The organism is Colwellia sp. MB3u-55, assembly GCF_014076785.1.
Taxonomy (GTDB): Bacteria; Pseudomonadota; Gammaproteobacteria; order Enterobacterales; family Alteromonadaceae; genus Colwellia_A.
Genome location: NZ_JACGUS010000070.1, coordinates 17,135 through 43,882, shown reverse-complemented (window position 1 = coordinate 43,882; position 26,748 = coordinate 17,135). Strand labels below are relative to the sequence as shown.

The following is a 26,748-nucleotide window of genomic DNA, read 5'->3' as shown; positions in this document are numbered from 1 at the left end:
TAAAGGTACTTGTTGCCTCGAAAGAAAAGCGGTAATCATCAAGTGTTATTGGCTAGATATTCGTAAACAACATGCACATAACCTAAACAATCTAAGTATAGATAATTAAGGTTGAATGACTATATTTGGCTAATTAGTGACCTAAAGAACAACCAGTAGCTAGCGTCAGCAAAACGCACCAAGGGAAAATTAGCACTAATATTTATTAGTGCTAAAAAATTACGCAGTTTGAGATATTTGATTAACCGTCACTTTTGCCACAAAAGAGACATTAACTATTACAACCTATTAGACAAGTTGGATTATATTTTCTATCGATAACACCCTGTTCAGACTAGCATGCATGATGCTGCTGGACTAGGTCTTAGAGACCTCTGATTACTCGATTATATGCACGCATACCACATTATCACTACGCTTGTGATGCAGGAGCCGATGCAGGTAACCTTTTTAGAAAGTCAGAGAATATCTTCTTCGAGATAGAATCAACACTAGGAGCTTCTGGGTATGTTCCAATTGAAGAATCAACAACAGACTCAACAACAGAAGAGAAAAGCGTTTCAAAGAAAAAACCTCCAAGGCTTTCATTTTCAGAGATAGATCTGGAATTACAGTTCTTTTTATAAGTTTTTTTATTTATAACTCCACCCCAAGTAGCAACCTCAGTAGTTCTATCCAAAATATGAAGTCTTATTTTCATTTCTCTATAGGTTTTATAACAAATACTTTCATCTGTTTCGGATTGTGAGCGGGAAGTCTTATTATTTAAAATTGTATAATTTAAGTAAAAACGTGGTTCTTTATTTAAGTCTTTAAAGTTTTCAGGTTTATGCTTAGCTAAAAAGGTAGACTTAACAACTTCATTTAATTCGATAACCTCGTTACTGTTTAAGTTACTATATAGAGTATTAGTACTACCTACAATTTTGACACCACCTTGCATAATAGTATCGCTAGTAATACTTCCCGTATCGATAAACTCATCGACCCACACCTTTTGGATTAGTACTGAGCTACAACCGACTAATAAGAATAGAACAAATGTTAATAATATATTGAGTGCCACTACAACCTCCTTGACTTACCTAAAGCGAAATAATACTTCCCACTTCCCTTGGCATAAAGCAGTTTATTCTTGCAGCCAATATAGCTAACAACTGTTTAATTATGTGTTGAAAGAGTGTTCTGATTATGTAAAAAACTGTAAAATATGAAATTGCTTGCCCCCGTCAATGTCGTTTATTTAAAAATAGCTATTCATTAGAAAATGTAAGTCCAATAATATTAGGCTAATGTCAGAAATGCGCACAGACGAGTCATAAAACCGAATTAGTGAAAGGTCAGCTAACGTATCAAAGTGATCGTTATGACGGATGATTTTTATTCGTAAATTTAGACCGCTTTGTGGCAGATACTGCTCTTAAACGTAATAATTCCAGTTTCCGATTGTATTTAACGGTTTCCATCTTTATTCAAACGCTACAATTTCCCTCGATCTATGAAGATAATAAATAAGTAAAGAGATGAGTTATAAAACAGTTGTTTCCATCATAAATAGATAAAAATATATGCTCGATTGATAAAGTAAATCAAAGTTTTATTATTATAATAATTTACACTTTGATGACTTTTAACTATCGGGTTGATGAACACAATGTTTTCTACACTATTATTGGCAGCAAAGATTAATGCTGCATTAGTACTTATCGCAATAGCGTTTTTAAGTACCACAGTCATATTCTTTTATTATGATGAGAAAGAGCTCAGTGAAGATCTTGTTGAACGCAATCTAGAAAGTTTAGCACTTAATTATTTTGACTCTGTGAACACTATGATGTTAACCGGCACAATAGTAAATCGTCAGTTAATACAAAATAAAATACTGAGCCAAGATGAAATTATTGAGGCACGTATTATTCGAGCGCCTGCTTTAACGGCTATTTTTGGTGATGGTTTTGCTGATCAAAAAGCGGTCGATGATTTTGAACAACAAGGTATAAACGGCACTAAAGCGTTTGATGTTTTTGAACAAGACAGTAAGCGAATGATGAGTTTTATTTCGCCTATTCGTGCCAGTTCAGATTACCGTGGTACTAACTGTTTAACCTGTCATCAAGTCAAAGAAAATGAAATATTAGGCGCGGTAAAGGTGACCTATGATTTATCTAAAGTTGACCAGCAAATTATGAGTTCTATAACTCAAGCAGCGATCCTACAGTTAGTTATCACTGTTGTTAGCTTTTGGTTATTAAGTTTAACCATAAAGAAATTGATTTTTAGTCGCCTCAAACGACTTAGAAAAACTATAAACGATGTAGAACACAATTTAGATTTGAACCAAGAAATCAAAGTATACCATGATGATGAATTAGGGGCAGTTAGTGTGGCATTAAATAGCATGATGCAAAAATTTAGAACAAGTTTTTTATCCATCTCATCAACAACAGACAAATTAATTGATTCAGCAAAAAGTGTTGATGAAATCTCGAATTTAATGCGTGCGGCTGTTCTTGAACAAAAGAACGGCACAGACTCTGTAGCCGCTGCAATTAATGAACTAGATACATCTGCGAGTGAAGTACATCGTAATACTCAAACCGCAGCTGAGAATTCACTGTCGGTACGTGAAAAAGCAACGCAAGGCTTGGAATTAGTTAAAAATGCTAAAGATGGCATTGGTTTATTGCGTGATAAGGTGATTGATAATACCGCTATGATAGCTGCATTAAGCGATAAAACTGATGAAGTAGGGGGTGTTTTAGAAGTAATAACCAGTATCGCCGAGCAAACCAATTTATTGGCATTAAATGCAGCTATTGAAGCAGCAAGAGCCGGAGAGCAAGGGCGAGGCTTTGCAGTGGTTGCCGATGAAGTGCGCTCATTAGCCACGCGTACCAGAGAGTCTATTGACCAAATCCAGTTAACGATTAGGGGATTACAAGTCGATGCCAGTAATGCGGTTAACTCTATGAATGATGTCAGTCAAAAGGCAAATGAAAAGGCAGAAGATGTGACGAATGTAGCCAGTTTATTAGTAGAAATAACGTCGCAAATAACAGAGCTTGATGATTTAAACACACAAATTGCTAGTGCAGCACAGCAACAAAATTTAGCGGCTGACGAAATTAATGTCAGTGTTGTCAATATTAGTGGCGTTGCAGAAAAATCAAGTAAAGATGCGATACGTGGTAAAGAGATAAGTGAACAGTTACTTGAGTTGGCTTACGAGCTTAATCAGCAATTATCACAATTTAAAATGTAATATTTAGACGTTATATTTGAAAAAATGGCGGTGTTTAATTATGATCAACGTGTTGATTTATGCTTACCATGTTTTTTGGTGGAGTTTTAACGTTTCAGAGAGCAATGATGAGGTGTTTCGAGCGAAGATAGGTGCAACAATATTCTTCTTTTTCATGGTCTCACTTGTATTATCGACGATTGCAAATACTAACTTACCCAATTTGAAGGTTGGCGATTAACCTCTTGAAATAAATATTTATTATCGAATAAAAAGCCTCTTTAAAAAAGAGGCTTTTTATTTTCTGTAATGGGTTGCCTTAGTGATTAATAATAGGCGTCAGTATTATTATGTGCTTGAGGGTCTTCTATAATTTCTTCGAAGTCCACTTCAAAGCTATTGTTTTCTTCTGTATTTGCCATATAAATAGTGCGCGTTGACCCGTCAATCCAGGTGACTGTACCACTACCTTTTTTACTACCGCATTTCATACCAATATGAATATCATGAAATTCCATTGAACCTCCTCGACTAAATTGCTGTGTTGACATTGAGAAATAAACCCTACGTTATTTAGATTTACAATTGATTATTTAGTTCAATTAATCTGCTAAATGAGTATGTTTACTTAAACAGGTGACATTATATTATAAAGATAAAGTTACTTAGGTCTAGAGTGAATTAAGCAAAAAACTCACAGCCGAGTACTGTTGACTTTCTAGCCCCTGTTACTGCTGGGATATTTCCATAGATTTTTTTGTCATAAGCGAATGCGAGCCAAGCAAATGCCATTGCTTCAAGTGCGTTATTATTCAGCTTTAGTGAATGTATCTTATTTACATTAAAGTTGTTAAGTTCTTGCTTTATAAGCTTATAAAAAAAATTATTGTCGATTCCTCCTCCGCATAAATATACATCGGCTGAATTTGATGTTTTTTTAATGTCGGCGGCTATAGAACAAGCTGTTAGGGCGGTGAGGGTTGCTTGTACGTCGACAGCGCTTATCTGTAATGGGGCGAGAAAGCGCGCTAACCATTGCAAGGTAAAATATTCACGGCCAGTACTTTTGGGTGCTGATAACAAAAAGTAGTCATCATTTAATAACTGCACTAATAGCGTTTGGTTAATCGTTCCAGACCTTCCCCAGTCGCCATTATTGTCAAACCTCTTTCCTGAGTGCTCAAAGCACCATGCATCTAAAAGAGCGTTCCCTGGTCCGGTATCAAAACCTAATACACTTTTTGACGAGTTTTTTTTAGGCAAAAAAGTGATATTAGCTATGCCCCCTATATTCACTAAAAAGGTTTCTTTTTCAGTGGCAGGTAATAAGAATTGATGAAATGCAGGGACTAAAGGAGCACCTTGTCCACCTAAGGCGATATCCTTTGTTCTAAAGTCACCAATAACTCTAATGCCGGTTAATACCGCTAACGTTTGATTACAGCCTATTTGTAAAGTAAAAGGCGCTTCAATAGCAGAGCTTTGAGTTGGGCGATGTCGAATGGTTTGACCGTGATTACCAATAGCAATAATATCAGCAGCGACTAAGTTTTCTTTGTCTAATAGTGCGTTTATTGCCTCACTAAATTGATAGGCAAGGGTAATATCAAGTGAAAAGGCTCTGTCTATTTCGTTATGATTGGGTAGATAAAGCTCAGTGATTTTTTGTCGAGTGACATTATCATAAGCTTGATAATAACTAGCAACTAGTTCGGCACTCCCACTAGTAAAGTCAACAAGGGCTAAGTCAATGCCATCGGCACTAGTGCCAGACATTAACCCAATATAAAACGTAGCTTTTGTCATTTATACTCGCTATTTATTATTGGGCTAAAGAGGGTTAATGTGTCTGCATCGCCAACAAAGCTTGCCTAGAGCCAGAAAGTTCCATTAAGCGTTGGCTGGATAATACCGAAAACTCAGCAGCATATTTTTTATTAATGGGTTTAGCATCAGGTAATTTTACCGTTCTTGGATTACGGTGTACGCCATTAAGTAAAAATTCATAATGTAAATGCGATGCTTCTGACATGCCAGTTGAGCCTACATAACCAATAACGTCACCTTGTTTTACCCGTTGCCCTTTTTTAACATTTCGTTTTGAAAAGTGTAAATATTTAGTCTCAATGCCATTGCCATGCTGAATAAATACGTAATTGCCATTATATTTGTTATAGGTTGAATGGGTCACTTTCCCATTACCTGCGGCTACAACAGGTGTGCCTTTATTGGCACGGTAATCAGTACCACGATGAGCCTTCCAGCGCTTTTGAATAGGATGAAAACGCTTTGGTTTGAAGTTTGAACTAATATACCTAAAGTTTACCGGCGCACGTAAAAAAGCTTTGCGCATACTTCTGCCATCAGGAGAATAATATTCGCCGTCAGTAAAGCGAATGGCTTGAAAAGGATCATCTTTATTAATAAATTCAGCGGCAAGAATCTTACCTGTACCTATATGATCGCCATCGACATATCGATTTTCAAAAACAACATGAAAACTATCCCCTTCACGAATATCTAAGGCAAAATCGATATCCCAACCAAAAATATTAGCAAGGTTAATTATTTGTGCATCGTTTAAACCTGATTCAATACCAGCATTCCAAAAATTACTTTTTATAACACCGTGGGCAATAGTTTCTCTAATTTCTACCGTTTTGGTTTCTTTACTTGATTGGTAACTGCCATCATCAATTAATTTTACATATAAGGTTTCTGTTTTTGATAAAGGGTAGGTCAGCACTGCTAGCTCTCCTGCAGCGTTTTGGCCTATTTTAAAGACATCACCAACGTTAATTTTTTTTAATAATTTACTGTAGTCACCTTTTGCTGAGCTAACGTCGTATGTTGTTCTCGCGCTATAGCCAAGACGTTTAAATACTTTGGCAAGTGAGTCACCACTGCGTACTTTTGCTTTTTTCCAAGTTAGTGTCTCTTCGTCACTGTTAATAGGCGTGGCTATACTTTCTTTATTTGTTGATGGTTCGATATTGCTAATAGGTGTGTCTAAGGAGATATCTTGATCTTCAGGTAAAACTAATGCGTAACGTTTACCTATTTCCAGTGACGTATCTGTCGATTGACGACTGGCTGTTGCCTTTTCTGAAGGAATAAGAAGTAACAACAACACAATTATGCTGAATGAGCTAATAATTACCCTATGCTGTTTTGGCAACTGTAAATAGAATTTTTTTATGTTTTTCAACAGATTACAACCTAATTTCATGTATCTTAATACGATAGCTATCGTTTACTATATCAAAAAATAGCCTTGAGTAAAATTTAATTGCCGTAAAGGTGAGTGATCTCGGGGACTCAGCGGCACTTCTTCCTTGAAAAACAAGCTGCAATAATTAAAAAATAGAACAATTGCCCTAAATATTAACTTAAGGCTTTTCACCCAAGGCATTATTGCAGTAGAATCGAGTAATAAATTATGATTATATTTTTTGGAGCTAAGTCGATGACTGATGTCAGCCAAGCGTTTGCTGAAATTAAGCGTGGTGCAGAAGAAATTTTGCTAGAGAGTGAATTACTAGAAAAATTAAAAACAGGAAAGCCACTAAAAATTAAAGCAGGGTTTGACCCTACAGCACCAGACTTGCATCTAGGTCATACGGTATTAATTAATAAGTTGCGTCAGTTTCAACAGCTTGGCCATGAAGTTATTTTCTTAATTGGCGACTTCACTGGCATGATAGGTGATCCAACCGGTAAAAATGTTACGCGTAAAGCACTAACAAGAGAAGACGTGTTGGCAAATGCTGAAACTTATAAAGAACAAGTTTTTAAAATTCTAGACCCAGCTAAAACAACGGTTGCTTTTAACTCTACCTGGATGGATAAGCTAGGCGCTGCTGGTATGTTAAAACTGGCATCTCGTCAGACGGTTGCCCGTATGATGGAACGTGATGATTTCAAAAAACGTTACACCAGCGGTCAATCTATTGCCATTCATGAGTTTATGTATCCTCTCGTTCAGGGCTGGGATTCTGTAGCCTTAGAGGCTGATGTTGAGCTAGGTGGCACTGATCAGAAATTTAATTTGTTAATGGGGCGCGAATTACAAAAATCAGAGGGGCAACGACCGCAAACGGTCTTAATGATGCCTCTTTTAGAGGGGTTAGACGGTGTTCAGAAAATGTCTAAGTCGCTTAATAACTATATTGGTATAACGGATAGCCCAACAGAAATGTTTGGTAAAATAATGTCTATTTCAGATGTATTGATGTGGCGATATTATGAACTGTTGAGTTTTAGGCCAATGGAAGAGATTGCTGCTTATAAAACAAAAATTGCTGAAGGAATGAACCCTCGCGATGTAAAAATCGATTTAGCCAAAGAGTTAATTGCTCGTTTTCATGATGCTGCTGCGGCTGAAGCAGCACATCAAGAATTTATTAATCGCTTTCAAAAAGGCGCAATGCCTGATGAAATTGAGGATAAATTAGTTAAGATAACTGATGACAGTGGTGACATCGCTATTGCTAACCTACTAAAAGAAGCGGGCTTAGTAGCGAGTACTTCAGACGCCATGCGAATGATTAAACAAGGAGCGGCTAAAATTGAAGGTGAAAAAATTACCGACAGTAAGCTGCGTGTTGCTTCGGGGACTACGGCTATTTACCAAGTTGGCAAACGTAAATTTGCTAAAGTAACAGTAAAATAACCTTACATATTTATAATCTATGTATCAGCCAGTATTTATTACTGGCTTTTTTGTAGTTCATTAAAGAGTCATGTGCTTTACACCTAAAACCATAATGACTTTCATTTATTGTCTCGGTAATAAAACCCAGCTAATTACTTAATAATCATTCGTCAATTTTTTTACACTAACATTAAATTTAGTTGTAAGCATAGAACGCCTTGTCTGTAGCTTATTGTTAAGTAAAAGTATTTTAATTTTGGAATGATTTGTGCTATTAATTTGTCGAGTTAAGGTTGTTAACCGATAAATCCCACTCATTAAAGTTGTCGAGTTGTTATTTTGTTGAACCAAATATTAAATACAGTATTGAGCCGCACTATGGAAAATAAACCCGAGAGAAATAATTTAATCGAACGGCGACAATATTTCGATGACAGTGAATTTGAATCTGATAATAATTGGAAAAAATTAACGTTAGCTCAACGTTTTGCTGCACTGAGTTTAACTAAATATGGCTATGAACTCCGCTTTACTCGGTTTACATCGAGTGGCAGTACTGCTGTTCTTGTCTTAAAAAATGGTACAGCAGCAACTATAAGCGAAGATGGCGACATTAATACTACACCAGATATCAATATACGATAGTGATACTAGTTGTCGACTTTCTCTCTGCGAGTAGAGTTCTGAGCCTAAACTAACCTCGATTATCGTGAAACACCACCGTTATCACTCTACAGCCACTCCAGACATTCTACGACGCTAGTTGTTACCTTTTCTTATGCTGGCGCTTCTTTAACTCTTTGTTCTGTATTTTTATTTTTTTGTTGAACTACATAACTGTTTAACTGTGATCTAATATATGCGACATATTGTCTCAGTAGTCCCTTTAGGGTTACTGAATTAAAATTAAATAAAAAAATGTTAAGTCATAGCTAAAAATAGCGTGAGGACACTCAAAATCAATGGTTTGCTATTAATGTTTTTGATGTTTTTATCTGTAGCAATACCCGTAACGCATGGTTTTTTGTGAGCTCAATTAAAACACCGGTAAGTTTTAGTAAACAAAAAGATGCGCAAACCTTTGCAGCTGAATTTGGCGGTAAGGTCATTAATTTTATCCAAGTTGATTTATCTGTGTTGATGTAAGTTATTTACACAAAACATTCTGCGGTCATTTTATTACTTGCGCAAATAGTTGTAATTTTTTTTCAGCAGGGTAGGCTTAAGTTATCCTTTTTATTATTTATGCCTTTTATTCTTGATTAAAAATAGCCAGCCAGTATCTTTTCAGCTTATTTTTTTAATAACCTTGCTATGCTTACCAGCACTCATGCTATCAGGTTGTACAGTACACCAACCGGCCATTTCAAAATATCAAACTAACTTTAATTTTTCAAAGGTAAGCAGCTACGCTTTTTATAAGCGTAACTCTGAATTTGGCCAGTTTCAAAATATTAGTTATACCACGCGTAACAGTATTGAATTAGCCATAGAGCAAGTATTAGATAAGAATGGTTTTATTTATAATACGCTAGATGATGCTGATATTGTGGTTACTTATCATCTTGTTAATGAAAACACTAAGGAATTGTTAACCTATAATAATGGGGTGCTTTATTGTTCTCTTTGTTTGCGTGGCGGAGAAGCGCAAGCCGACAAAAAACAGTGGCAAACTAAACCGGGAAGTTTGATTATTGACGTACTCGACCCTGAAAAAAAACGTTCAGTTTGGCGAAGTGTTTACCCTTTGAAAATTAATGTTAAAACTGATAATAGTAGAGAAGTTCAATTGAAAATTTATCAGGCTATTGATGCGATGATAGATAAATATCCTCATTCTCGTGATGCAAGTAAAGCTAACAATGCTTAAATGGTTAACGATAACATTGATAGCCGTAGTGATTTTTATCACTATTTTATTAGGCCTAGGGTATTTATTAAAAGAACATGAAATAGCAACAACGCAGTTAAAACATCAGCTTGATCAGGAAAGGGCGGCTCAAAAAAGCAAAGAAAAAAGAAATGAGCACAAGCTTAATAAGGTTATTGAAACCTCTCTTATAAACGTTGCTGCCAAGACGAATCAATTAACAAGTAAGACCTTTGTCTCGGTCAAACAAAAAATATTGCTAGAAAACTTAACCTGCTCATCAAAAAAACAATGTGTGCTAATTAACATTACCTTTGGAGAGTTAGCATGTGCCTTTGCTATTAATACCATTGGCGCCTCTTTATTAGCGAAAACAGCAGATGAGACTAATTCAGTGGTAAGGTGCCCTCACTACCCCCAAAAGAGTCAATTGAGTTGTCAGAATAATTTATGCAGCTACTCAAACATTAATAATTAACTCTCCTGTGGAGTTGAAGAAAATAGCGGTTTATAATGAAGTACTTTTTACCCAGATAATAACTTTTATGACCTTTCCAAATGATGAAACAGGCCAAATTTTGGCTGAAATGCAAGATGCTGGTATTGATTTGTCTATTATTCATCCCGTCGTGTTTTTTCAATTGTTCGAAAAAAAAGAGCAAGCTCAAGCAATGGCTGATTATTTAGCAGAACATGCACCTGAAATGGAATTAGTCATTCATCCTGATGAAACACCTAATGTTTGGGATTTAGATTGCACTGTAAAAATGCTACCTTGTTACGATGCGATTGTCGCGCAAGAAGCACAACTTGAACAACTTGCTGCAAAGTATAATGGCTATAACGATGGCTGGGGAATGGAGGCTTAAGCAGAGGAACTTGACGTTTAACTTTCTTTGTCTTCGTCCCAAAAGGCATAATGATTTTTGCCTTTTCGTTTCACCGAATACATCGCTTTGTCAGCTCTTTCATAGATATTGGCAAAGCTTTCATTATTTTCTTCAAAAATGCATATACCGATACTTAAATTAATTGATATTTTTATCCCTTCAATTTCTGTGGGTTTAGCTAATATTGTTAATATCGACTGCGCTAATAATTCAAGGGTTAGTCTATCGGTTGTTTTACAAATAATCGCGAATTCATCACCTCCGAATCGGGCAATTAAGGCGTCTGTTGGCGCTAAGGCTTCAAAGTTACTGGTAACATGTAGCAGTAATTTATCGCCCACTTTATGTCCGTAAATATCATTTATTGATTTAAAATCGTCTAAATCAATAAAAAATAAGGCACCACCACAATATTTACTGGTGTTAGTGTAGACTTCAAAATTATGTTCAAGGGCTTTTCTGTTCAGTAAATTAGTGAGTGGATCTAAATTAGCATATTGAGCTAACTCTAATTCATAAAGTTTTTCTTGGGTAATATCAGTATGTGTTCCTGTCATACGTAAAGGGTTATTATCATCATCAAACTCAATAACTCTGCCGCGATCAGATACCCATACATCACTTCCGTCCTTGTGTTTCATACGGTAAATCATATGAAAGTAGGGTGTTATTCCCGCTAAATGTTCTTCAAATGCAGCGATAACTTTTTCTTTATCATCTGGATGTAAGTTATTTTTCCAAGAGGATACTGTTGATTCAATTTCATTGGTTTCAAAACCGCACATGCTACCAAACGCTTGATCTAATATTTTTAACTGCCCACTAGGTATATGTTGCTCCCAGATAAATAAACCAGTCCTATCTAGAGCTGCAGATAAATACTCAGTTAATTTTTTATGCTCATCTTTAATGAGCTCATTTTCTTGAGTTAACATGACTATTTTTTTAGATAGTTTTTCGATGATTTTATCTTTATCAGTCATAAAATAGTTCGATGAGTGTTAATAATGGTTTAGTCATTTAATGAAATTATAAAGTGATTAAAATCTAGCCTTTAGTATCTCTTAATTATCTAACAGAAACAAACAACTTATCGATATCTGAAAAACACTGAGCTGGCATTATTTATTTTCTTCTTTTTCAACAATATGAAACGCTGGCAGTGAAACTCGCCAATAAATAGCGGCTAGTCTCAGCGTTAATGCGCCAAGAATTGCAGAAATAATGGCGATATTTTCTGGCCAAGCCAAGTATCGAAATAACGCATACAAAGAGCCACCTAAAATCGCAGCAGTAGCATAAATTTCTTTTTGTAAGATCATTGGAATAACATTACATATAACATCACGGATCATCCCACCAGCAACACCCGTGATGGTGCCCATTACAACAGCAACAAATACAGGAGCGCCTAAACTTAATGATTTCTCAGTACCTAAAACAGCAAATAATGCTAAACCAAACGCATCAGCAATCAGTAAAAAGCGCTTTGGAATACGCTTAGGACGGCGAATAATGATAATTGTCAACACGGCAGTCAATAAAATAACATAAAGATAAATCGGATTGGCAACCCAAAATACTGGCGTATCTAAAGTAATATCGCGGATGGTACCGCCGCCAATCGCTGTTACTGCGGCTAATACGACAACACCAAAAGGGTCGAGCTTATAACGCCCAGCCATTAATGCACCCGATAAGGCAAAGACAACAATACCAAATAAATCTAACCAGTAAAGAAGTTCATACATGTTTGTTACCTATTGATATTGAACGAGTAAATAAATAATGTCAGTAGTGTTAAAAATAGAAAACAAAAATAGAACACTTGGCTAATACGTTTACTGGCATGAATAATATCAGTAGCTTGAGGCTGCCTGCCGTGATCGTTGTAACTTGTTTTACGTAATTTTATATTTTGATACATAGCCACACCACCAAGTTTAACCTCTAATGACAAGGAAAATAAATTGAGCACATAGCTATTATTTAATTGAAAAAAGTAGCGGCGATTTAACCGAAAAAATAAAACAAAATTTTTGCCAATACAGCCCAAAAGCAGGATTAATGAAAAAATACGGCTAGGTAGCCATTGTATAATGTTGACAATAAAAGCAACACTGTCGCCAAAAGGTTGAAAACTATTTTGTTTGTTATTCCAGCTGTAATGCATCTCAATAAGCAATCGACAAACTAAAGCAGTAAGTGGACCAAAAAGTAAAAATACCAAGCTAATGGTGAATAAATTTTGTACCGCTCGAAGCAATAACATCTCAATACAGCTCTTTGCTAAGCCCAAAGAGGAAAGCTGTTCGGTATTACGTAACAGCCAGGGGTTTAATAACTGTTTAGCTTCGAAATTTTTGTTGGCGACAATTAACTTGGCAATCTCTTTACTTGTTTTTCCTAGTTGTAAACAGCCTAAGGCAAGATAAAGTAAAAATCCCTGCCAAAGCCAGGTGGCCTCAACAAAAGCTTCAAATAACCAAAGAATAATGACTATAGGCGTAAGGCTAACTACAATAGCAATTAAACCAGAAATAAAACACTGACGGTCAGTATTCCTACTTTTATTGACTTTTTTGGCGAGTTGATCGCAAAAAATTCGAAAAAACCTTAAGGGTTGATGACTCGCTAAATAGCCAGTAAAAAGCTTAATCAAAATAACACCGTAAAGCATGACAACTGAATAGGCGAAAGGGCTGATATCAATTAAGTTTGTTAGATTATTAGCAGTCATATTTATAGCCATTCCATTAAATTATTGCTCACTTGTGCGGGTTAAAATACTCCAAACCTGCGTCGCACTCAATGCCTATAGCTAGTGATTAGAAAATCGTCAGCCTTGCTTTGATATATTCTCCTTGCGCGAACAAGATCACAAAATTAGTGGCGTTGGTATCGATTAAACTTAGGGCTTAAGTTAACTTTTTACCTTGCAATGCGTCGAGCATATTTTCAACTAACTGAGATGAATTCACCGAAGCTGTTTCTAAATAAGCTTCAAAAGAGGTAGGAGACTCTTTACCTGCTATATCAGACATAGAACGAATAACCACAAAAGGCACCTTAAATTGATGACAGGTATGAGCAATTGCGGCTCCTTCCATTTCAACCGCGGCCATAGTCGGAAAGTTAGCGCGGGCTTTGGCAATATCATCATCAGCTGTCATAAAGGTATCGCCGGTAGTGATTAAACCCAGTAAGGTCTGGATATTTTCCAATTCAGCAACACCTGCCTGTGCGGCCTTAACAAGTGTCGGGTGAGGAATATAAGCAGCTGGATTGCCGGGTAACTGACCAATCTCATAGCCAAAAGCGGTGACATCCACATCGTGATAGCGAACTTCTGAACTAATGACAATATCGCCTACTTTTAATGACTGTTCAAAACCACCAGCAGAGCCGGTATTAACAATATAGTCAGGCTGGAACTTATCAATTAAAATGGCGGTTGCTAAGGCTGCAGCCACTTTACCAATCCCCGATTGTACAATAACGACATTACTGCCGTTGAGTTGCCCTTGATAAAAAGTATAACCTGCATGTTCGATCGTTACTGCATGAGTTAATTTTGCTTTTAAAATAGCAACTTCTGGCTCCATTGCGCCAATTATTCCTGCTTTCATTTTATTTCCAATTCGTTGATAACATCTAATAAAACAATTATAACGTGAAGATTCCCAGATGTCGTATATTTATGTTCAGGATGAACGTTATAACGCGGTGCTGTGACTACATGGATGTAGGAAGTAGAGTAACGCAGGAGCGGTTATCGAGATGGCAAAGAGCGTATATGTTCAGGATGGCCTTTCTCAGACATCCTGTCTTTCTATGTATGAGTTGAATAGGCATAAGATTATACGGCAACAATATATTACGATCACATTGCCACTCTTAGCCTTTATGGCATTAATACAGCCACGCACGGTAATTATATCTAAGCGAAAAAAAAAGTCAGCGATGTAAATCACTGACTTTTTATTTTAATAATGGGGTGATTTTATTGTAGAGTTTAATGAGGTAATGCGGCTACTTGCGGTGCAGGAATTCGTTGCGACATAGCATTACCTGTTGTTGATGAGCCTAATTGCGCGCGAGCGGCAATAGGAGACAAGGCGCCAACTTCTTCTCTATTTCTATTGGGTCGAGGCTTTAGCATAGGAGCAGGAATAATTTTTCCTTTAATTTTTGGCTCAGGAGGTCTGTTTCCTAAAAGTCGACTGTAAATACAAGCGCGGATCTCGTCAACAGTATAATTAGCTTTCACTTTTATACGAATATGAGGAATTGAAGATGCTTCTAATGCGCCGCTGACAAACCAGTCTTTTTTGATTTTATAGCCTTTGCCTTGGGTATCAACTAAATCAATAACGCCGCATAGCCTCATACTCTCCCGATCACAAATAGCAAAATCTAAGTATTTACTTTCGGCATTCGCTGATGCTGTTTGGCTTGCTCTGTTCGACACACCATGACGAACAGTGACGATATCAGCAAGTTTTACTCGATTAATAATACGATATTTACCACCAAGGGCTTGTTCGAGCAAATTTTGAAAATTCTTCTCTGCTGGTGTAAAAAGACTTTGCTTTTTATCAAATGGAAAAGGAAAACTATTGTCGTTTAAGCGGCTAGCTAACAAAGCGACAATAACAATTAGGCTGATCATGGCAAAGAGAATTAATTCCATACACTGCTCCGGCGGTTCAAATTCTTGACGGTCTTCTTAATAACAGTTGAGTAAGCAGAATTTGTGCCACAGATCATAATTCACTAGATTCTTTTAATAACCCTTGGCTAGGTGGAATTTATGCGACAGATCTTAATATAAAAGAGTTGTTTTAATAACCGTTCGAAAAGTAGAGTTTATTCTGTATGCTTCAAGCTAACATACTGTTTTAGAATGGAAAAAATGGTGGGGGATAAAAGACTCTAGTTATTATTTATCTAGAGTCTTTGTTAGGTTTTGAGCGAATAATTATGCTGGGTATTTTGCCTCAAGTGCGGCATAAAGTTGTTGCTGAAAATCACTTGCACTGGCATCTAAGGTATTAACTAAATTAGCTAATACTTCATTGTCTTCTTCGTCATGCCAAACTTTGATGTATGTCCCTTCTTTATAACCGTGGTCTTGACGGAAAAAATTCAAGGTGTTTTTGCCAACATATTGACGAAATAATTCATCTAGGTCCATATTCATCAAACGCATACAATCAGCTAAGGCAATCGCATCAAAACTTTTGTTAGTAACGGCGGCTGACGCTAGGTTTTCAAGGGCAATTTTAAAATCTTTTTCGCCTGAGCTTTCAGTGAGTTCTGTTGATAAGGTGTCAGTAATACTTGTAACGGTTTCGCCTGTCATTAAACGTAAGCTTAAACCAAAATGAAAAATATCAACCAACTCCAATTGCACTTGCGCAATATCTATTTCTTGATGTTTCCACCATTTCCATCCGTGATGGTCTAACATTTCAGCACACTCAACCCAAATGGCGCGATACCACTCATAACCATTTTCTTGCCAGGTATCACTAACACGCGTATTCATCGCGTCTTGCATGGTTAGCATTTGTTTTATTTGATTTTGTGCTGCTGAATTTGCGCTCATTATTTTCTCTATTATTTGTAAATATCTATAGGGACTATTTTGCCGTAGAGAAAAGAAAGAAACAAGCAAACAAACGATGGTAATTTAATTAAAAAACTACCGCTAACTCAATGCCGCTAAAGGCATAGTTTTTTGCTTGCCAGTTATAACCACTTATTTCACGAAAACGAACAAATGCTGTAACTTTTATTTGCTCAATCATCATCGAACTACCGATCCCTATATAACCATCTGAATCGTTATCATTGTAATGATGGTCAAAGTTATCATTTTCGAAATCTGTATTATAGCGCTTATCATTATATGAATAGTCATCGTCACTTCGATCATTAAAGGCAAGCTCAAGCAGATCAACGCCAAATTCAGCATAAAGACTAAAGTTAGAAAAGTAACCTATTTTTATACCGCCTTCCCATGCAATAAAACCATGTTGATAATCAAAGGTATCGGTAACCCTTGCATAGCCTATTGAGCTATTAACCGAGAAACCTAAATAACTATTAAGTTTACGATGAATTACCTCTACGCCAACACTTGAGTAATAGTCACTGTCGTTAGTTGCATGCTTAATAGAAATAATATAATCATTAGATTTCATTGCGTAACTATTAAAAGAAAACAAGATGTTAAAACAGATGACGATGATAATTTTGTTCATAATAAGCTCAACAGAAGATTTACAGCCATTCTCATATTATTACGGGTAAGTTTCAGTGATCTAATTGTTAGGATATACTGAAAAACTGTAAGTTATTGTCAGATTAATTCTGTAGACATTGAGCCTTTAGTGCTGGCGTCATTTAAAAGTGGGCTTTTACTCTAAGCCAAGCATTGCTGTTTTGTTGATGTTGACCAAAAAAAGTATACTTTTCTTCACCCCAAAATAAATTCGCCCCAGCCGAGAATAACCACTGATCGCTATAGCGATAAGTTATTGAAGGTTTAAGATAACCATCCTTGTCTGTGGGAGAATAAAAGTTAAAAACGCTATAAATTAATTTTTGCTGCAATGTTCTGTAGGTTAAGCGAAAGGTTAATAATTGACGATTTTCATCAACTTCTGTTGCTGGCGTAGCAGAATGGCTAATAAATTGCTGATAATGTTTGGTTTGCTCAACATAGAACTGAACGCTAGCAGTCAGGTTTTTAATTACTTCTCTTTCAAAAGCCACTAACAACCTATTTTGACCATTAGCAATAAAAGGGTTAGTGCCGTTATTATCCTCAATACTGTTATAACTTGCATATTCAGCATTAAATAATCCGCCGGCTAATGACAATCGAACACTGGCTCCCCAAGCATTCATTTCTGGAAAATAAGCTTGTGATGGCTGACTGTTATCTTCTGTAATACCTACGGGAGTTGGCCAAAAACCTTTATAACCATACAACGCATATTCCACGCCATTATTGTTAGTCGCAAGGCGCGCTGAAAATTGTGCTTTCTTGGTTTCTTTTACCCTAAAATTATCAGCGGGTGCAACAATGGCTTGTGCTTGCGGTGAATAAAAAGAAAAACGTTCGCCAGTGATGTAAACATCAGGGGTGAACTCAGGAGTCCAAGTGAGATCAAGTGAATAGTGACCAATATACCAAGTACCTTTCGCACTATCTGAAGGCGCTTTTAGATATTGGTCATCACGTCCCGAGAAGAATGATTGCCAGTTTTTTGCAAACAAGTCGTTAAGGAAAATATAATCACCAGTCCCCCATGTCAGAATTTGCCGCCCTAATTTAACATCTGTTTTATCAGAGGGACTAAAACGGATATTTAATTCGCGTGCTTGCAAAAAAGTATCTTTTAATACATCGTCATAAATTAACTCTGCTTTTGAAACCAGCTCAAAAGATTCATGACTGTAATCAAGATTAACGCGTGTGGTGATTTCACTTAATGATGCGTTTGACTCAACAATATTATCCTGTAATAAATAGCCATAACCCGCTTCAACAAAACCTGAAAATTTCCAAGGTGAAACCACTGCTTCGCTCCACTCATCTCCCCAATTATCTGTTTCGTTTGCGAGAACATTAGCGGCAAAAATTGCGCTAGCGGCACAAAGGCTGGTCACTATAAAATAGAAATTTTTTACTGATTTTTGCAAAATAATTCTGTCCATTTATTGTTAGTGATATAAATAATAATCCCGATACTGAATTAATTTCAGCAACTAAACTAATTTCAGCAGTTAAAACGTTAGTCGCTGAAACGGATCAGGATGAGTTTATACGATCATCGTTAGCTTATTAATCCAGCCACTCTTTCGGGGGGTTACGTAAACTGCGCTCAGAAAAAATATCATTGGGTAAGCCAACATTATATTTCACATTCCTAAATTGCATTTCAGTATAGCTACCATCGGAATGCTGAGTTATTTTTGAATGCATAACCGTGGTAAAACCATCAATAACTTCAGTTTTTAATACTTGTAGAGAACGTGATTTTTTACCTTGGCTGTTATAAAAGTCAACTTGCATCGGTAAAAAAGTGTTTTTATCAACACTGACGATATAATGATCAAATTCAACACTGTTTAGATCTTTTGGCTGAGCCTTGATCGTATAAAAGTTGTTATCAGTTTTTAACAGGGTAAAGTTATCTTCTGCTGGGTTTCTGCCAGAAACATCCTCATAAAAAAAATGTGCGCCAACAAAAGAAGTACGCTTATCGCCGGCTGAAATACGTTTTACTAAATCTAGTGCTGGCAAGTACAACCAGCGGTCGTCATCGCTTGTGACTTTTTTTACTACACGAAATACCGTGCCTTGGACATCGGTGGGGCGAGAGAAGAACACTAAGATGTCTTGGTTACCTAGATCGGTTTGGTCTTTACGCAAGATGGTAAATTGTCGCATCTGCTTATTGCCCTGCGCATCAACAATAATCATACGGGCTTGGGCACTACCATCATCAGCAGAATAATATGAGGCTAAGTTTGCCTTAGTAATAATTTCATTGGCATTGGTTATATCGCCAGCCTGGCCAACAAAACTTGAAAGGGAGCAGACCAGTATCAATAGTTTTGATAAATATTTCATCTTTATATCCTATAGTCGTTCAGTTTTTAGGTTTTGCTTACCAGCAAAAAGGGTCATTAATGCCGGCAATAACACTAAAGTAACTAACGCCGATAGCGCCATAATACTCGCCAGGAAAAAACCAACGGTAATATAAGGCATTAATGGTGAAAGTAATAATGGGGTAAAACCAACGGCAATAACTATTGCATTGCGTGATATTGCTCGGCTTGGCTCTTGGAACATTGCGGTTAATGCTTGTGATAAACTGCCCAGTTCTTTCTCTAATTCTCGTGAACGTTGGAGAAAATGAATGGCAAAATCGATAGATAGTCCTAATGTGAGCGCCGACAATACCGCGATAGGCATATCATAGTCTTTACCTATCCAGCCAATTAATCCATAGATCATCGAAATAGTAAGTGTTAGCGGCAACATGGCTAAAATACCGTACTTGAAAGAGCGAAACAGTAAAACCATCATCAAGAAAACGATGACAAATGAAGACAATAGGCTGTCGATCATTCCATTTACCATCGCATCTTGCCAAACAATGTTTAAATAAGATTTACCTGCCCATTGATAACTAATATTTTTTGGCATGGGATTGTTGGTAATGTAAGTTTCTGTCCAGTTAACAACTTTGGTGGTGTGTTGATTATCGCCACTAGTCATTTGCAACCATAAGAGACTTTTTTGGTAATCTTTAGTGACAAAATGCCATAAGTCTTGTGGACGATGTGACGACTGATATTGCAATAATGTTTGCGCCACGCCATTGCTCGTTTCAGGCAGAGTAAAGTCTTTATCTTCACCGGAGAAAAGTTCACGATTGACCGTTTTGACGATATCAGCCAAGCCATTACTTTTACCGACTAAACCTGTGGCTAGTAATGCTTGTTGAAAGTCGCTTTGCCAGTTTAATAACGCGGGGTCTAGAAATACTTTGCTGTCGTTGAAAGCGCTATCAGCAATATTGACTAGCTGCTCTATAATACCTTGGTCTTTATCAGGAGCAGAAAACGTTAGGTCATCTAATAAAACCAACAAGTTCTGATTAAATAATGACTCTTTTTTAGCCGAGTTAACTTTATTTATAAAGGAATTAATTTTTTTAGCGCTAGTTGAATCAGCGGTAAACGTTGCCAGAACTGTTTTGAATTTGTTTACCTCGCTGTTATTGTCACCCTTGTTATTGTTAAACACTAACCAAGCATCATAAGTACCAGCAAAATGTTCATTGAGCACCTTGTCAGCAATTCTTATTTCGTGATCCGCTTTAAACCAATTAACGGGATTATCATTAATCTCAATACGACTAACGCCTTCAATACTAATTAAAAATAAGGCAACAAAGCCGATAAGAATGAGCTTGGTTTTTTGAGTAGCAAAACTGCCTAATCGTTCTAATACATTGGCTAATCTGCCTTTTTTCTCCATACGCACAATCGCGTCATGCAATTTGGCTAAAGTTTCAGGTTTTAAACGAGAGATATAAGCAGGGACGTAAATAATTGTCAGCGCGAATGCCAATAAAATACCGGTACCAATAAAAGCACCAAAGACTTTTACCGGCGGAATAGGAGTCAGCATTAACGAATAAAAACCGATTGCAGAAGTGATTGATGTATAAAGCATTGGTGTATATAAATGCTTCATGACACCTTTTACAACATTGCCGGCATTATCACCTTTTTTATATTTTTCAGCAAATTCAGAAAGAATGTGAACTGAGTCAACCACTGCAATTGGCATTAAGAATATAGCGATCATTGATGACATAATATGAACGGTAAAGCCCATACCGATGAGTGAGCCCATGACTATAATCACCGTTGCCATCGCGACGACCATAGGCGCAATGATTAACGGTAAATTGCGAAAAAAGTACCAAAGTAAAGCAAAAATAGCTAAACCAGCAAGTGGGGCTGCAACACCCATTTGAACAAACATCTCATAGCCAAATTGGTCTTCAGCGACAGGTAAACCTGTGATATGAAAGTCTACATTAGCCACCAACTCTGCGGGAAAATTGCCACTGATAGTACGAATTTTTTCAGCAATATTATAACTCATGTCTTTGGCTTGAATAGGCACGTAAATCGCTATCGCTTTGTCGTCTCCAGAGACTATGGTGTTGTTAAGCATAGGTAAACGTTTTACGGCTTGTTGAATGGCTAAGCTGCCCTCGAGTGAAGACGGCGCCTGCTTCATTAGATATTCAAAGCGTATGCCGTTATTTTCACCCTGGTTATTTTTTTCTTGGGTAATATTGTCAACAACACTCAAGGATAATAAATCTTGTTGAATAACCCCTTCAATTTGTAATATTTCTGTTGAAAGTTGTTCAACAACCTTTAATGCACTAGGAGTAAAAATACTATTTTCACTAACAATTCCAACGACTATCATATCGCGCATTTGAAAGTCAGTTTTTGTTTGGTTATGAAAAACACGTGCTGGCGCATCACTACTCAGCATATTTTCAGGATCGGTATCTATTTTCAGGTTTGGTATCATCGCCAGACTTATCGCCACCATCAATAAGACTAAGGTGTAAACAAGTTTAGGTTTCTCAATAGCGAGTTGTAGCAGTCTGGTGTAATTCAAAAGTGATCCTTAACTGAAAAATTGTTATATTAGATAAACGTAATGTACTTTTATATTAGCACTGTCTAATGTAATATCAATCAATATTTACTTTTTGCTGACAATAAAGACCCCGATGATGAATAATGAAACTCAAATAGACATAGCTGAAATGCGTGGTAATGCAACTCAAGCCGCTGAGTTACTGAAAGCGATGAGTAATGAAAACAGATTATTGATACTTTGCTATTTAGGTGAGAAAGAAATGTCGGTATCAGAGCTTAATGGTTTTATTGATTTGAGCCAGTCGAGTTTATCACAGCATTTAGCTCGATTGAGAAAAGATGGCTTGGTAAAAACTCGCCGAGAATCACAAACGATATACTACACAATTGCTCATCCATCGATAGTAAAACTAATTACTTTTTTACATAGTGAGTTTTGTTAAAGGTTAATTAACGATTAAGTCACAGAGGTTTTTCTCAGTGACTTAATCGCAGAGCAGAATTAAATATGCTCTATAACGATACAGCCTGCTGAATAACCGGCACCAAAAGAACAGATTAAAGCTTTATCACCAGTAACCATATCATCATGATTCAAGTGAAAAGCAATAATAGAACCTGCCGAAGCCGTATTTGCAAACTTGTCTAAAATAATAGGCGCTTCATTGCCCATAGGGTCACGGCCTAATACTTTCTTTGCAACAAAGTTATTCATGTTGATATTGGCTTGATGTAAAAATAACCTTTTTAAATCTTTAGCTTCAACATTTGCTTCTGCCATTTGCTCGGTAATTAATTGAGAGACCATTGGCAGTACTTCTTTAAAAACTTTTCGTCCTTGCTGAACAAACATTTTGTCATTATCAAGCATGGTTTCTGGATCACATTTATTGATATGACCAAAGTTACTACGAATGTTATTAGAAAAGGTCGTGATCGGCTTCTTAGTTAATATTTTAAAGCAATGGTCAGCCGTGGCGGTTGCTTGTTTTTCAATAACAATAGCCGTTGCAACATCACCAAAGATAAAGTGACTGTCGCGGTCGCGTAAATTAATTTGTGGAAAATTGAGTTCAGGGTTAATCACTAACACTGTTTTTGCTGTGTCGCCATGCAAAGCATTTGAAGCATTCATAATACCAAAGGTTGCCGATGAACAAGCGACGAGCATATCGTAAGCCCAACCTTTACAACCCAGTTCTTTTTGTACTTCAATGGCAATTGCAGGATAAGCGCGTTGTGTGTATGAACAAGCAACAATGATTAAATCGATATCGTCTGCTGTTTTATTTGCTGCAGCCATCGCTTGTTTCGCGGCGCCAACAGCCATTTCTGCTTGCGCTGATAATTGCTCATCACTACGCTGAGGAATAAGTGGCATCATGGTTTTAGGGTCAAGTGCGCCGTCTTTATACATAACATAGCGACTTTTAATGCCTGATGCTTTTTCAATGAATTCACTTGAAGATGGTTTTAAGGCCGTTAACTGCTCACTCTTAATAGCAGTGGCATTTTCAATATTATAGTCTTCAACATATTGATTAAATGCGGTGACTAATTCATCGTTTGAAATACTGTGTGGTGGTGTAAATAGACCTGTACCACTGATCACGATTGACATGTATTTTCTCCGTTTGTAATTTTCTAGTGGTCGTACCATGAGACTTATTGTATTAAAGTACAAGCACTTCAATGCTTTTAATTTATCTGTTATGGATTATACCCGTTACTGATAAAAGTGCACTGTCAAAAATTTAGCCTGTTTGACAGACGTTAGCGGTTAATTAAAAAGTTTTTTACGCACCATTGCTCGGTAGTCTCTTGGAGTGAGTTTTAATTGTTTCTTAAATAGCCGAGTTAATTGGCCTTGCTCTTGATAACCCACCTGAAAAGCGATTTCTTGAATAGACAGATTACTTGATGATAGTAAATCCTTGACTGTTTCTACACGCATTTTCTGCCAATAATGAGAGGCTTTAACGCCGGTAGCATTTTTAAAACGCCGACTAAAGGTTCTATGGCTGATACCAAATTGTAATGCTAGTTCAGTAAGCGATAATGTTGATGATAGGTTAGTACGCATCCAGAATTGAATTTGAGTGATCAATTCATCAGGATGTCGATCGACTGCACCTTCTAAATAACGTTGTTCTTCATAAGGTTTTCTTATTTCATGAGAGAAATTACGCTCAACATGTTGTGCCGCAGTCTCACCGTACGTTTGATGAATAACGTGAACGGTAATATCAGCTAAGGCATTTAAACTTGCCGCACAGTAAATACGTTCTGATTGGGTAATAAAAAAATCTGGTTTCAATTCAACGTTAGGATAATTCCTTTTGAATTGGTCAACATAATGCCAGTGTGTTGTTGCCGGATGATGGTCAAGTAGTCCAGACTCGGCAATAAAACAAACCCCTGTACCACCGCCAATAAGCGTTGATCCTTCTTGCCACATACGATTAAGCCAACTTACCATTTTGGGCTGTTTTTTGATTATTGGCCTAGGATTGCGCCAAAGACTAGGAATAAAAATATAATCTGGACTTTGGGCATGCTCAATATCTTTATCGGGATAAAGCTTAATAAGTGCTCTGGTTCGCACTGGGGCTAATAGTTCGCTCACCATTTCAATACTGAGTTTAGGCGATTGCCTATCTTCTCTTCGAGCAAAAGCTTCGCCTGCTCTAAGCATTTCAATAGGTAAGCTTACGCTGGTTGCTAACATATGATCATATAAAACCAAGGCAACATTGATTGTTTTTTGGCTTGTCTTTAGTGGCATATTAATAACTTTTGCACCGTTTGGCTGTTATTGTATTATTTGTGGCTGTAAACGACAATTAATTGTTGGCATTTCTTTTTACACTAGCAACAAGAATTACGACTCATGTATTTAAGAGAATTATAAATGACTGCTTTACCTATTATTGTTGGCATGGGCGGCGTAAACGCTGCTGGCCGCACCTCATTTCATCAAGGTTTTCGTCGTATTGTTATCGACAAATTAACCGCAGAAGCACGCCAAGAAACTTTTGTTGGTCTTGCTACTTTGATGAATATCTTAACTTTCCAAGCAGGTCAGTTAGTTGACGTTGAGGGTAATTGTGTTGCATTAAGTGAAGTAGAAGCACGTTTTGGCCAGCAAATTCTTGATGGCACCCTTATCCGTAAAATTGAAAGTAATCACTTTGACCCTGACGCGACGCATTGCCACACAAATATGGTAGCAACACCGAGCACTGAAAATATTACTTTTGAAATTAAGGAAAAAGAATTACCAAAGCCCTTACCGCGCTCATGGACAGTAACACCCTTAGCAGATAAACGCGTAAAGGTTGAAATTACTGATAATTTAGATATTAAACATAGTAGTTATCGCGATAATCCGATTAAAGCCGCAGGGCAATTACCTACCGGCTTTGAACCGTCGACATTATATAATAGTCGTTATCAGCCACGTGGCCTACAAACGACTATTTTTGGTGCTGCAGACGCTATTCATTCAACAGGCTTTAGCTGGGATGAAATTTTAGAAAAAGTAAGCCCAGACCACGTGGGAACTTATTCTTCTTCAGCTTTCGGTCAAATGCAATCGGAAGGTTTAGGGGGGATGTTGCAAAATCGTTTGCATGGCGATCGTGTTACCACTAAAAATTTAGCGTTGGGCTTAAACACCATGTCGGCTGATTTTATTAATGGTTATGTAACCGGCAGTGTGGGTACCACCTCGACTTCGACTGGCGCTTGTGCAAGTTTTCTTTATAACTTACGTAATGCTATTCAAGATATTAAATCAGGTCGAGTGCGTGTTGCTATTGTGGGCAGTAGTGAAAGCCCAATAACACCGGAAATTATTGAAGGTTTCGGTAACATGAGCGCATTGGCTAATGAAGAAGGTTTGAAAAAACTTGATGGAATTACTGATGGCCAAGCTGACCACCGTAATACCAGTCGCCCGTTTGGTGAAAATTGTGGTTTTACTATTGGTGAAGCTGCACACTTTCTGGTAATTATGGATGACGAATTAGCCATTGAATTAGGCGCTAAACCTTTGGGCTCGGTTGCTGATGTATTCATTAATGCCGATGGTATTAAAAAATCTATTACCGCTCCAGGTCCTGGTAATTACATTACCATGGCGAAGTCAGTGGCATTAGCAAAAAGTATTTTAGGGGAAGAGTCGGTACAAAAGCGTAGCTTTATATTAGCTCATGGTTCAAGTACCCCACAAAACCGTATCACCGAGTCGTTAATTTATCACCGTTTGGCAGAAACTTTTGATATTCATAATTGGCCGGTAGCGGCGCCTAAAGCTTATGTTGGCCATACTATAGCACCAGCAAGTGGTGACCAAATCACTATGGCGCTAGGTGTTTTTGCTCATAATATTATGCCGGGTATTACGACCATTAAATCGATTGCCGATGATGTACATAATGAGCGCTTAAATATTGCACTTGATCACTGGCAGTGTGAAGCGATGGATGTTGCTTTCATCAATTCAAAAGGTTTTGGCGGTAATAATGCCACGGCTACTTTACTTTCACCTGACGTAACGCTCTCTATGCTGAAAAAACGATATAGCATAGCAGAAATGACCCGTTACCAAGAAAAGTTATCTGCGGTTGAAGAGAAACAAGGTATCTATCAAGAAAAAGCCAACAATGGACAGTTTGAATTAATTTATAAATTTGGTGTGGGTGTCTTAGGTGATGATGATATTGAAATTAACACTGAAAATATCTCAATGACCGGCTTTACTAATAATATTGCCTTACCCAGTAAAAATCCGTTTGCGGATATGGTGTAGTCATCACTTAAGCCTTTGTAAGGTTAAATTAAGTAAAAATGAAAGAGCAAAGCATTA

The 26,748-nt window shown here is 37.1% G+C and carries 25 protein-coding genes; 9 read left to right on the top strand and 16 right to left on the bottom strand.

Annotation, left to right across the window (positions count from 1 at the left end):
- Positions 1 to 412: 412 nt before the first annotated feature.
- Positions 413 to 1,066, bottom strand: coding sequence for a hypothetical protein (locus H4J66_RS03125; protein WP_182170467.1), 654 nt, complete (start codon positions 1,064 to 1,066; stop codon positions 413 to 415).
- 588 nt (positions 1,067 to 1,654) lie between these two features.
- Between H4J66_RS03125 and H4J66_RS03120 the strand changes: the two genes are divergently transcribed.
- The gene (locus H4J66_RS03120) at positions 1,655 to 3,262 is read left to right on the top strand and encodes a methyl-accepting chemotaxis protein (RefSeq protein WP_182170464.1); all 1,608 of its coding nucleotides are present in this window, start codon (positions 1,655 to 1,657) and stop codon (positions 3,260 to 3,262) included.
- Between the two features lie 305 nt (positions 3,263 to 3,567).
- On the opposite strand, the gene H4J66_RS03115 is transcribed toward H4J66_RS03120, so the two are convergent.
- From H4J66_RS03115 to H4J66_RS03105, 3 genes are all read right to left on the bottom strand, one after another.
- Complete coding sequence (locus tag H4J66_RS03115) at positions 3,568 to 3,792, bottom strand: hypothetical protein (protein ID WP_259368664.1); 225 nt, start codon at positions 3,790 to 3,792, stop codon at positions 3,568 to 3,570.
- A 130-nt stretch (positions 3,793 to 3,922) separates the two neighbouring features.
- Entirely contained in the window at positions 3,923 to 5,047 is a 1,125-nt protein-coding gene (locus H4J66_RS03110) for an anhydro-N-acetylmuramic acid kinase (protein WP_182170461.1), read from the bottom strand.
- A gap of 34 nt (positions 5,048 to 5,081) precedes the next feature.
- Positions 5,082 to 6,470: an OapA family protein gene (locus H4J66_RS03105; RefSeq protein ID WP_182170458.1), complete on the bottom strand. Its 1,389-nt coding sequence runs from the start codon at positions 6,468 to 6,470 to the stop codon at positions 5,082 to 5,084.
- A gap of 237 nt (positions 6,471 to 6,707) precedes the next feature.
- Here H4J66_RS03105 and tyrS point away from each other — a divergent pair, with 237 nt between their 5' ends.
- The 6 genes from tyrS to H4J66_RS03075 all read left to right on the top strand — a co-directional run bounded on the left by tyrS (position 6,708) and on the right by H4J66_RS03075 (position 10,634).
- Positions 6,708 to 7,913 (top strand): tyrosine--tRNA ligase, encoded by a 1,206-nt coding sequence (gene tyrS, locus H4J66_RS03100; RefSeq protein ID WP_182170476.1) that lies wholly within the window; start codon positions 6,708 to 6,710, stop codon positions 7,911 to 7,913.
- 360 nt (positions 7,914 to 8,273) lie between these two features.
- Positions 8,274 to 8,540 carry a hypothetical protein gene (locus H4J66_RS03095; RefSeq protein WP_220463185.1) on the top strand — a complete coding sequence of 89 codons (267 nt, stop codon included), beginning with the start codon at positions 8,274 to 8,276 and terminating at the stop codon, positions 8,538 to 8,540.
- Between the two features lie 381 nt (positions 8,541 to 8,921).
- Positions 8,922 to 9,041: a nitrous oxide reductase accessory protein NosL gene (locus tag H4J66_RS03090; protein ID WP_182170456.1), complete on the top strand. Its 120-nt coding sequence runs from the start codon at positions 8,922 to 8,924 to the stop codon at positions 9,039 to 9,041.
- A gap of 184 nt (positions 9,042 to 9,225) precedes the next feature.
- Positions 9,226 to 9,765, top strand: a complete 540-nt coding sequence (locus H4J66_RS03085) for a DUF4136 domain-containing protein (RefSeq protein WP_182170454.1) — start codon at positions 9,226 to 9,228, stop codon at positions 9,763 to 9,765.
- On the top strand, positions 9,758 to 10,243 hold the full coding sequence (locus H4J66_RS03080) for a hypothetical protein (protein ID WP_182170452.1): 486 nt from the start codon (positions 9,758 to 9,760) through the stop codon (positions 10,241 to 10,243). Before H4J66_RS03085 ends, H4J66_RS03080 begins: the two co-directional genes overlap by 8 nt.
- Positions 10,244 to 10,310: 67 nt before the next feature.
- A complete protein-coding gene (locus H4J66_RS03075; protein ID WP_070375614.1) occupies positions 10,311 to 10,634 on the top strand; it encodes a ribonuclease E inhibitor RraB in 324 nt (107 codons plus the stop codon).
- A gap of 17 nt (positions 10,635 to 10,651) precedes the next feature.
- Here H4J66_RS03075 and H4J66_RS03070 read toward each other — a convergent pair whose 3' ends face one another.
- From H4J66_RS03070 to H4J66_RS03025, 10 genes are all read right to left on the bottom strand, one after another.
- Positions 10,652 to 11,638 carry a sensor domain-containing diguanylate cyclase gene (locus tag H4J66_RS03070; RefSeq protein ID WP_182170450.1) on the bottom strand — a complete coding sequence of 329 codons (987 nt, stop codon included), beginning with the start codon at positions 11,636 to 11,638 and terminating at the stop codon, positions 10,652 to 10,654.
- 138 nt (positions 11,639 to 11,776) lie between these two features.
- Entirely contained in the window at positions 11,777 to 12,406 is a 630-nt protein-coding gene (locus H4J66_RS03065) for a trimeric intracellular cation channel family protein (RefSeq protein WP_182170448.1), read from the bottom strand.
- Between the two features lie 5 nt (positions 12,407 to 12,411).
- Positions 12,412 to 13,395, bottom strand: a complete 984-nt coding sequence (locus H4J66_RS03060) for a cobalamin biosynthesis protein (protein WP_182170446.1) — start codon at positions 13,393 to 13,395, stop codon at positions 12,412 to 12,414.
- Positions 13,396 to 13,573: 178 nt separating this feature from the next.
- Positions 13,574 to 14,284 carry a 5'-methylthioadenosine/S-adenosylhomocysteine nucleosidase gene (gene mtnN / locus H4J66_RS03055; protein WP_182170444.1) on the bottom strand — a complete coding sequence of 237 codons (711 nt, stop codon included), beginning with the start codon at positions 14,282 to 14,284 and terminating at the stop codon, positions 13,574 to 13,576.
- 386 nt (positions 14,285 to 14,670) lie between these two features.
- Entirely contained in the window at positions 14,671 to 15,348 is a 678-nt protein-coding gene (locus H4J66_RS03050; RefSeq protein WP_182170441.1) for a DUF2726 domain-containing protein, read from the bottom strand.
- A 288-nt stretch (positions 15,349 to 15,636) separates the two neighbouring features.
- A complete protein-coding gene (locus H4J66_RS03045) occupies positions 15,637 to 16,266 on the bottom strand; it encodes a dUTP diphosphatase (RefSeq protein WP_182170438.1) in 630 nt (209 codons plus the stop codon).
- An 88-nt stretch (positions 16,267 to 16,354) separates the two neighbouring features.
- Positions 16,355 to 16,864 carry a hypothetical protein gene (locus H4J66_RS03040; RefSeq protein ID WP_182170435.1) on the bottom strand — a complete coding sequence of 170 codons (510 nt, stop codon included), beginning with the start codon at positions 16,862 to 16,864 and terminating at the stop codon, positions 16,355 to 16,357.
- A 202-nt stretch (positions 16,865 to 17,066) separates the two neighbouring features.
- Positions 17,067 to 18,371: a hypothetical protein gene (locus tag H4J66_RS03035; RefSeq protein WP_182170432.1), complete on the bottom strand. Its 1,305-nt coding sequence runs from the start codon at positions 18,369 to 18,371 to the stop codon at positions 17,067 to 17,069.
- A gap of 142 nt (positions 18,372 to 18,513) precedes the next feature.
- Entirely contained in the window at positions 18,514 to 19,305 is a 792-nt protein-coding gene (locus tag H4J66_RS03030) for an outer membrane lipoprotein-sorting protein (protein WP_182170429.1), read from the bottom strand.
- Positions 19,306 to 19,314: 9 nt separating this feature from the next.
- A complete protein-coding gene (locus H4J66_RS03025; protein ID WP_259369047.1) occupies positions 19,315 to 21,894 on the bottom strand; it encodes an RND family transporter in 2,580 nt (859 codons plus the stop codon).
- Between the two features lie 118 nt (positions 21,895 to 22,012).
- On the opposite strand from H4J66_RS03025, the gene H4J66_RS03020 reads away from it, so the two are divergent.
- Positions 22,013 to 22,321: a metalloregulator ArsR/SmtB family transcription factor gene (locus H4J66_RS03020; RefSeq protein ID WP_083277999.1), complete on the top strand. Its 309-nt coding sequence runs from the start codon at positions 22,013 to 22,015 to the stop codon at positions 22,319 to 22,321.
- A gap of 59 nt (positions 22,322 to 22,380) precedes the next feature.
- On the opposite strand, the gene H4J66_RS03015 is transcribed toward H4J66_RS03020, so the two are convergent.
- Both H4J66_RS03015 and H4J66_RS03010 read right to left on the bottom strand, forming a co-directional pair.
- The gene (locus tag H4J66_RS03015) at positions 22,381 to 23,499 is read right to left on the bottom strand and encodes a beta-ketoacyl-ACP synthase III (RefSeq protein WP_182170426.1); all 1,119 of its coding nucleotides are present in this window, start codon (positions 23,497 to 23,499) and stop codon (positions 22,381 to 22,383) included.
- A 159-nt stretch (positions 23,500 to 23,658) separates the two neighbouring features.
- Complete coding sequence (locus tag H4J66_RS03010) at positions 23,659 to 24,663, bottom strand: GlxA family transcriptional regulator (RefSeq protein WP_182170423.1); 1,005 nt, start codon at positions 24,661 to 24,663, stop codon at positions 23,659 to 23,661.
- Positions 24,664 to 24,789: 126 nt separating this feature from the next.
- On the opposite strand from H4J66_RS03010, the gene H4J66_RS03005 reads away from it, so the two are divergent.
- Positions 24,790 to 26,691 carry a beta-ketoacyl synthase gene (locus tag H4J66_RS03005; RefSeq protein WP_182170420.1) on the top strand — a complete coding sequence of 634 codons (1,902 nt, stop codon included), beginning with the start codon at positions 24,790 to 24,792 and terminating at the stop codon, positions 26,689 to 26,691.
- Positions 26,692 to 26,748 lie beyond the last annotated feature (57 nt).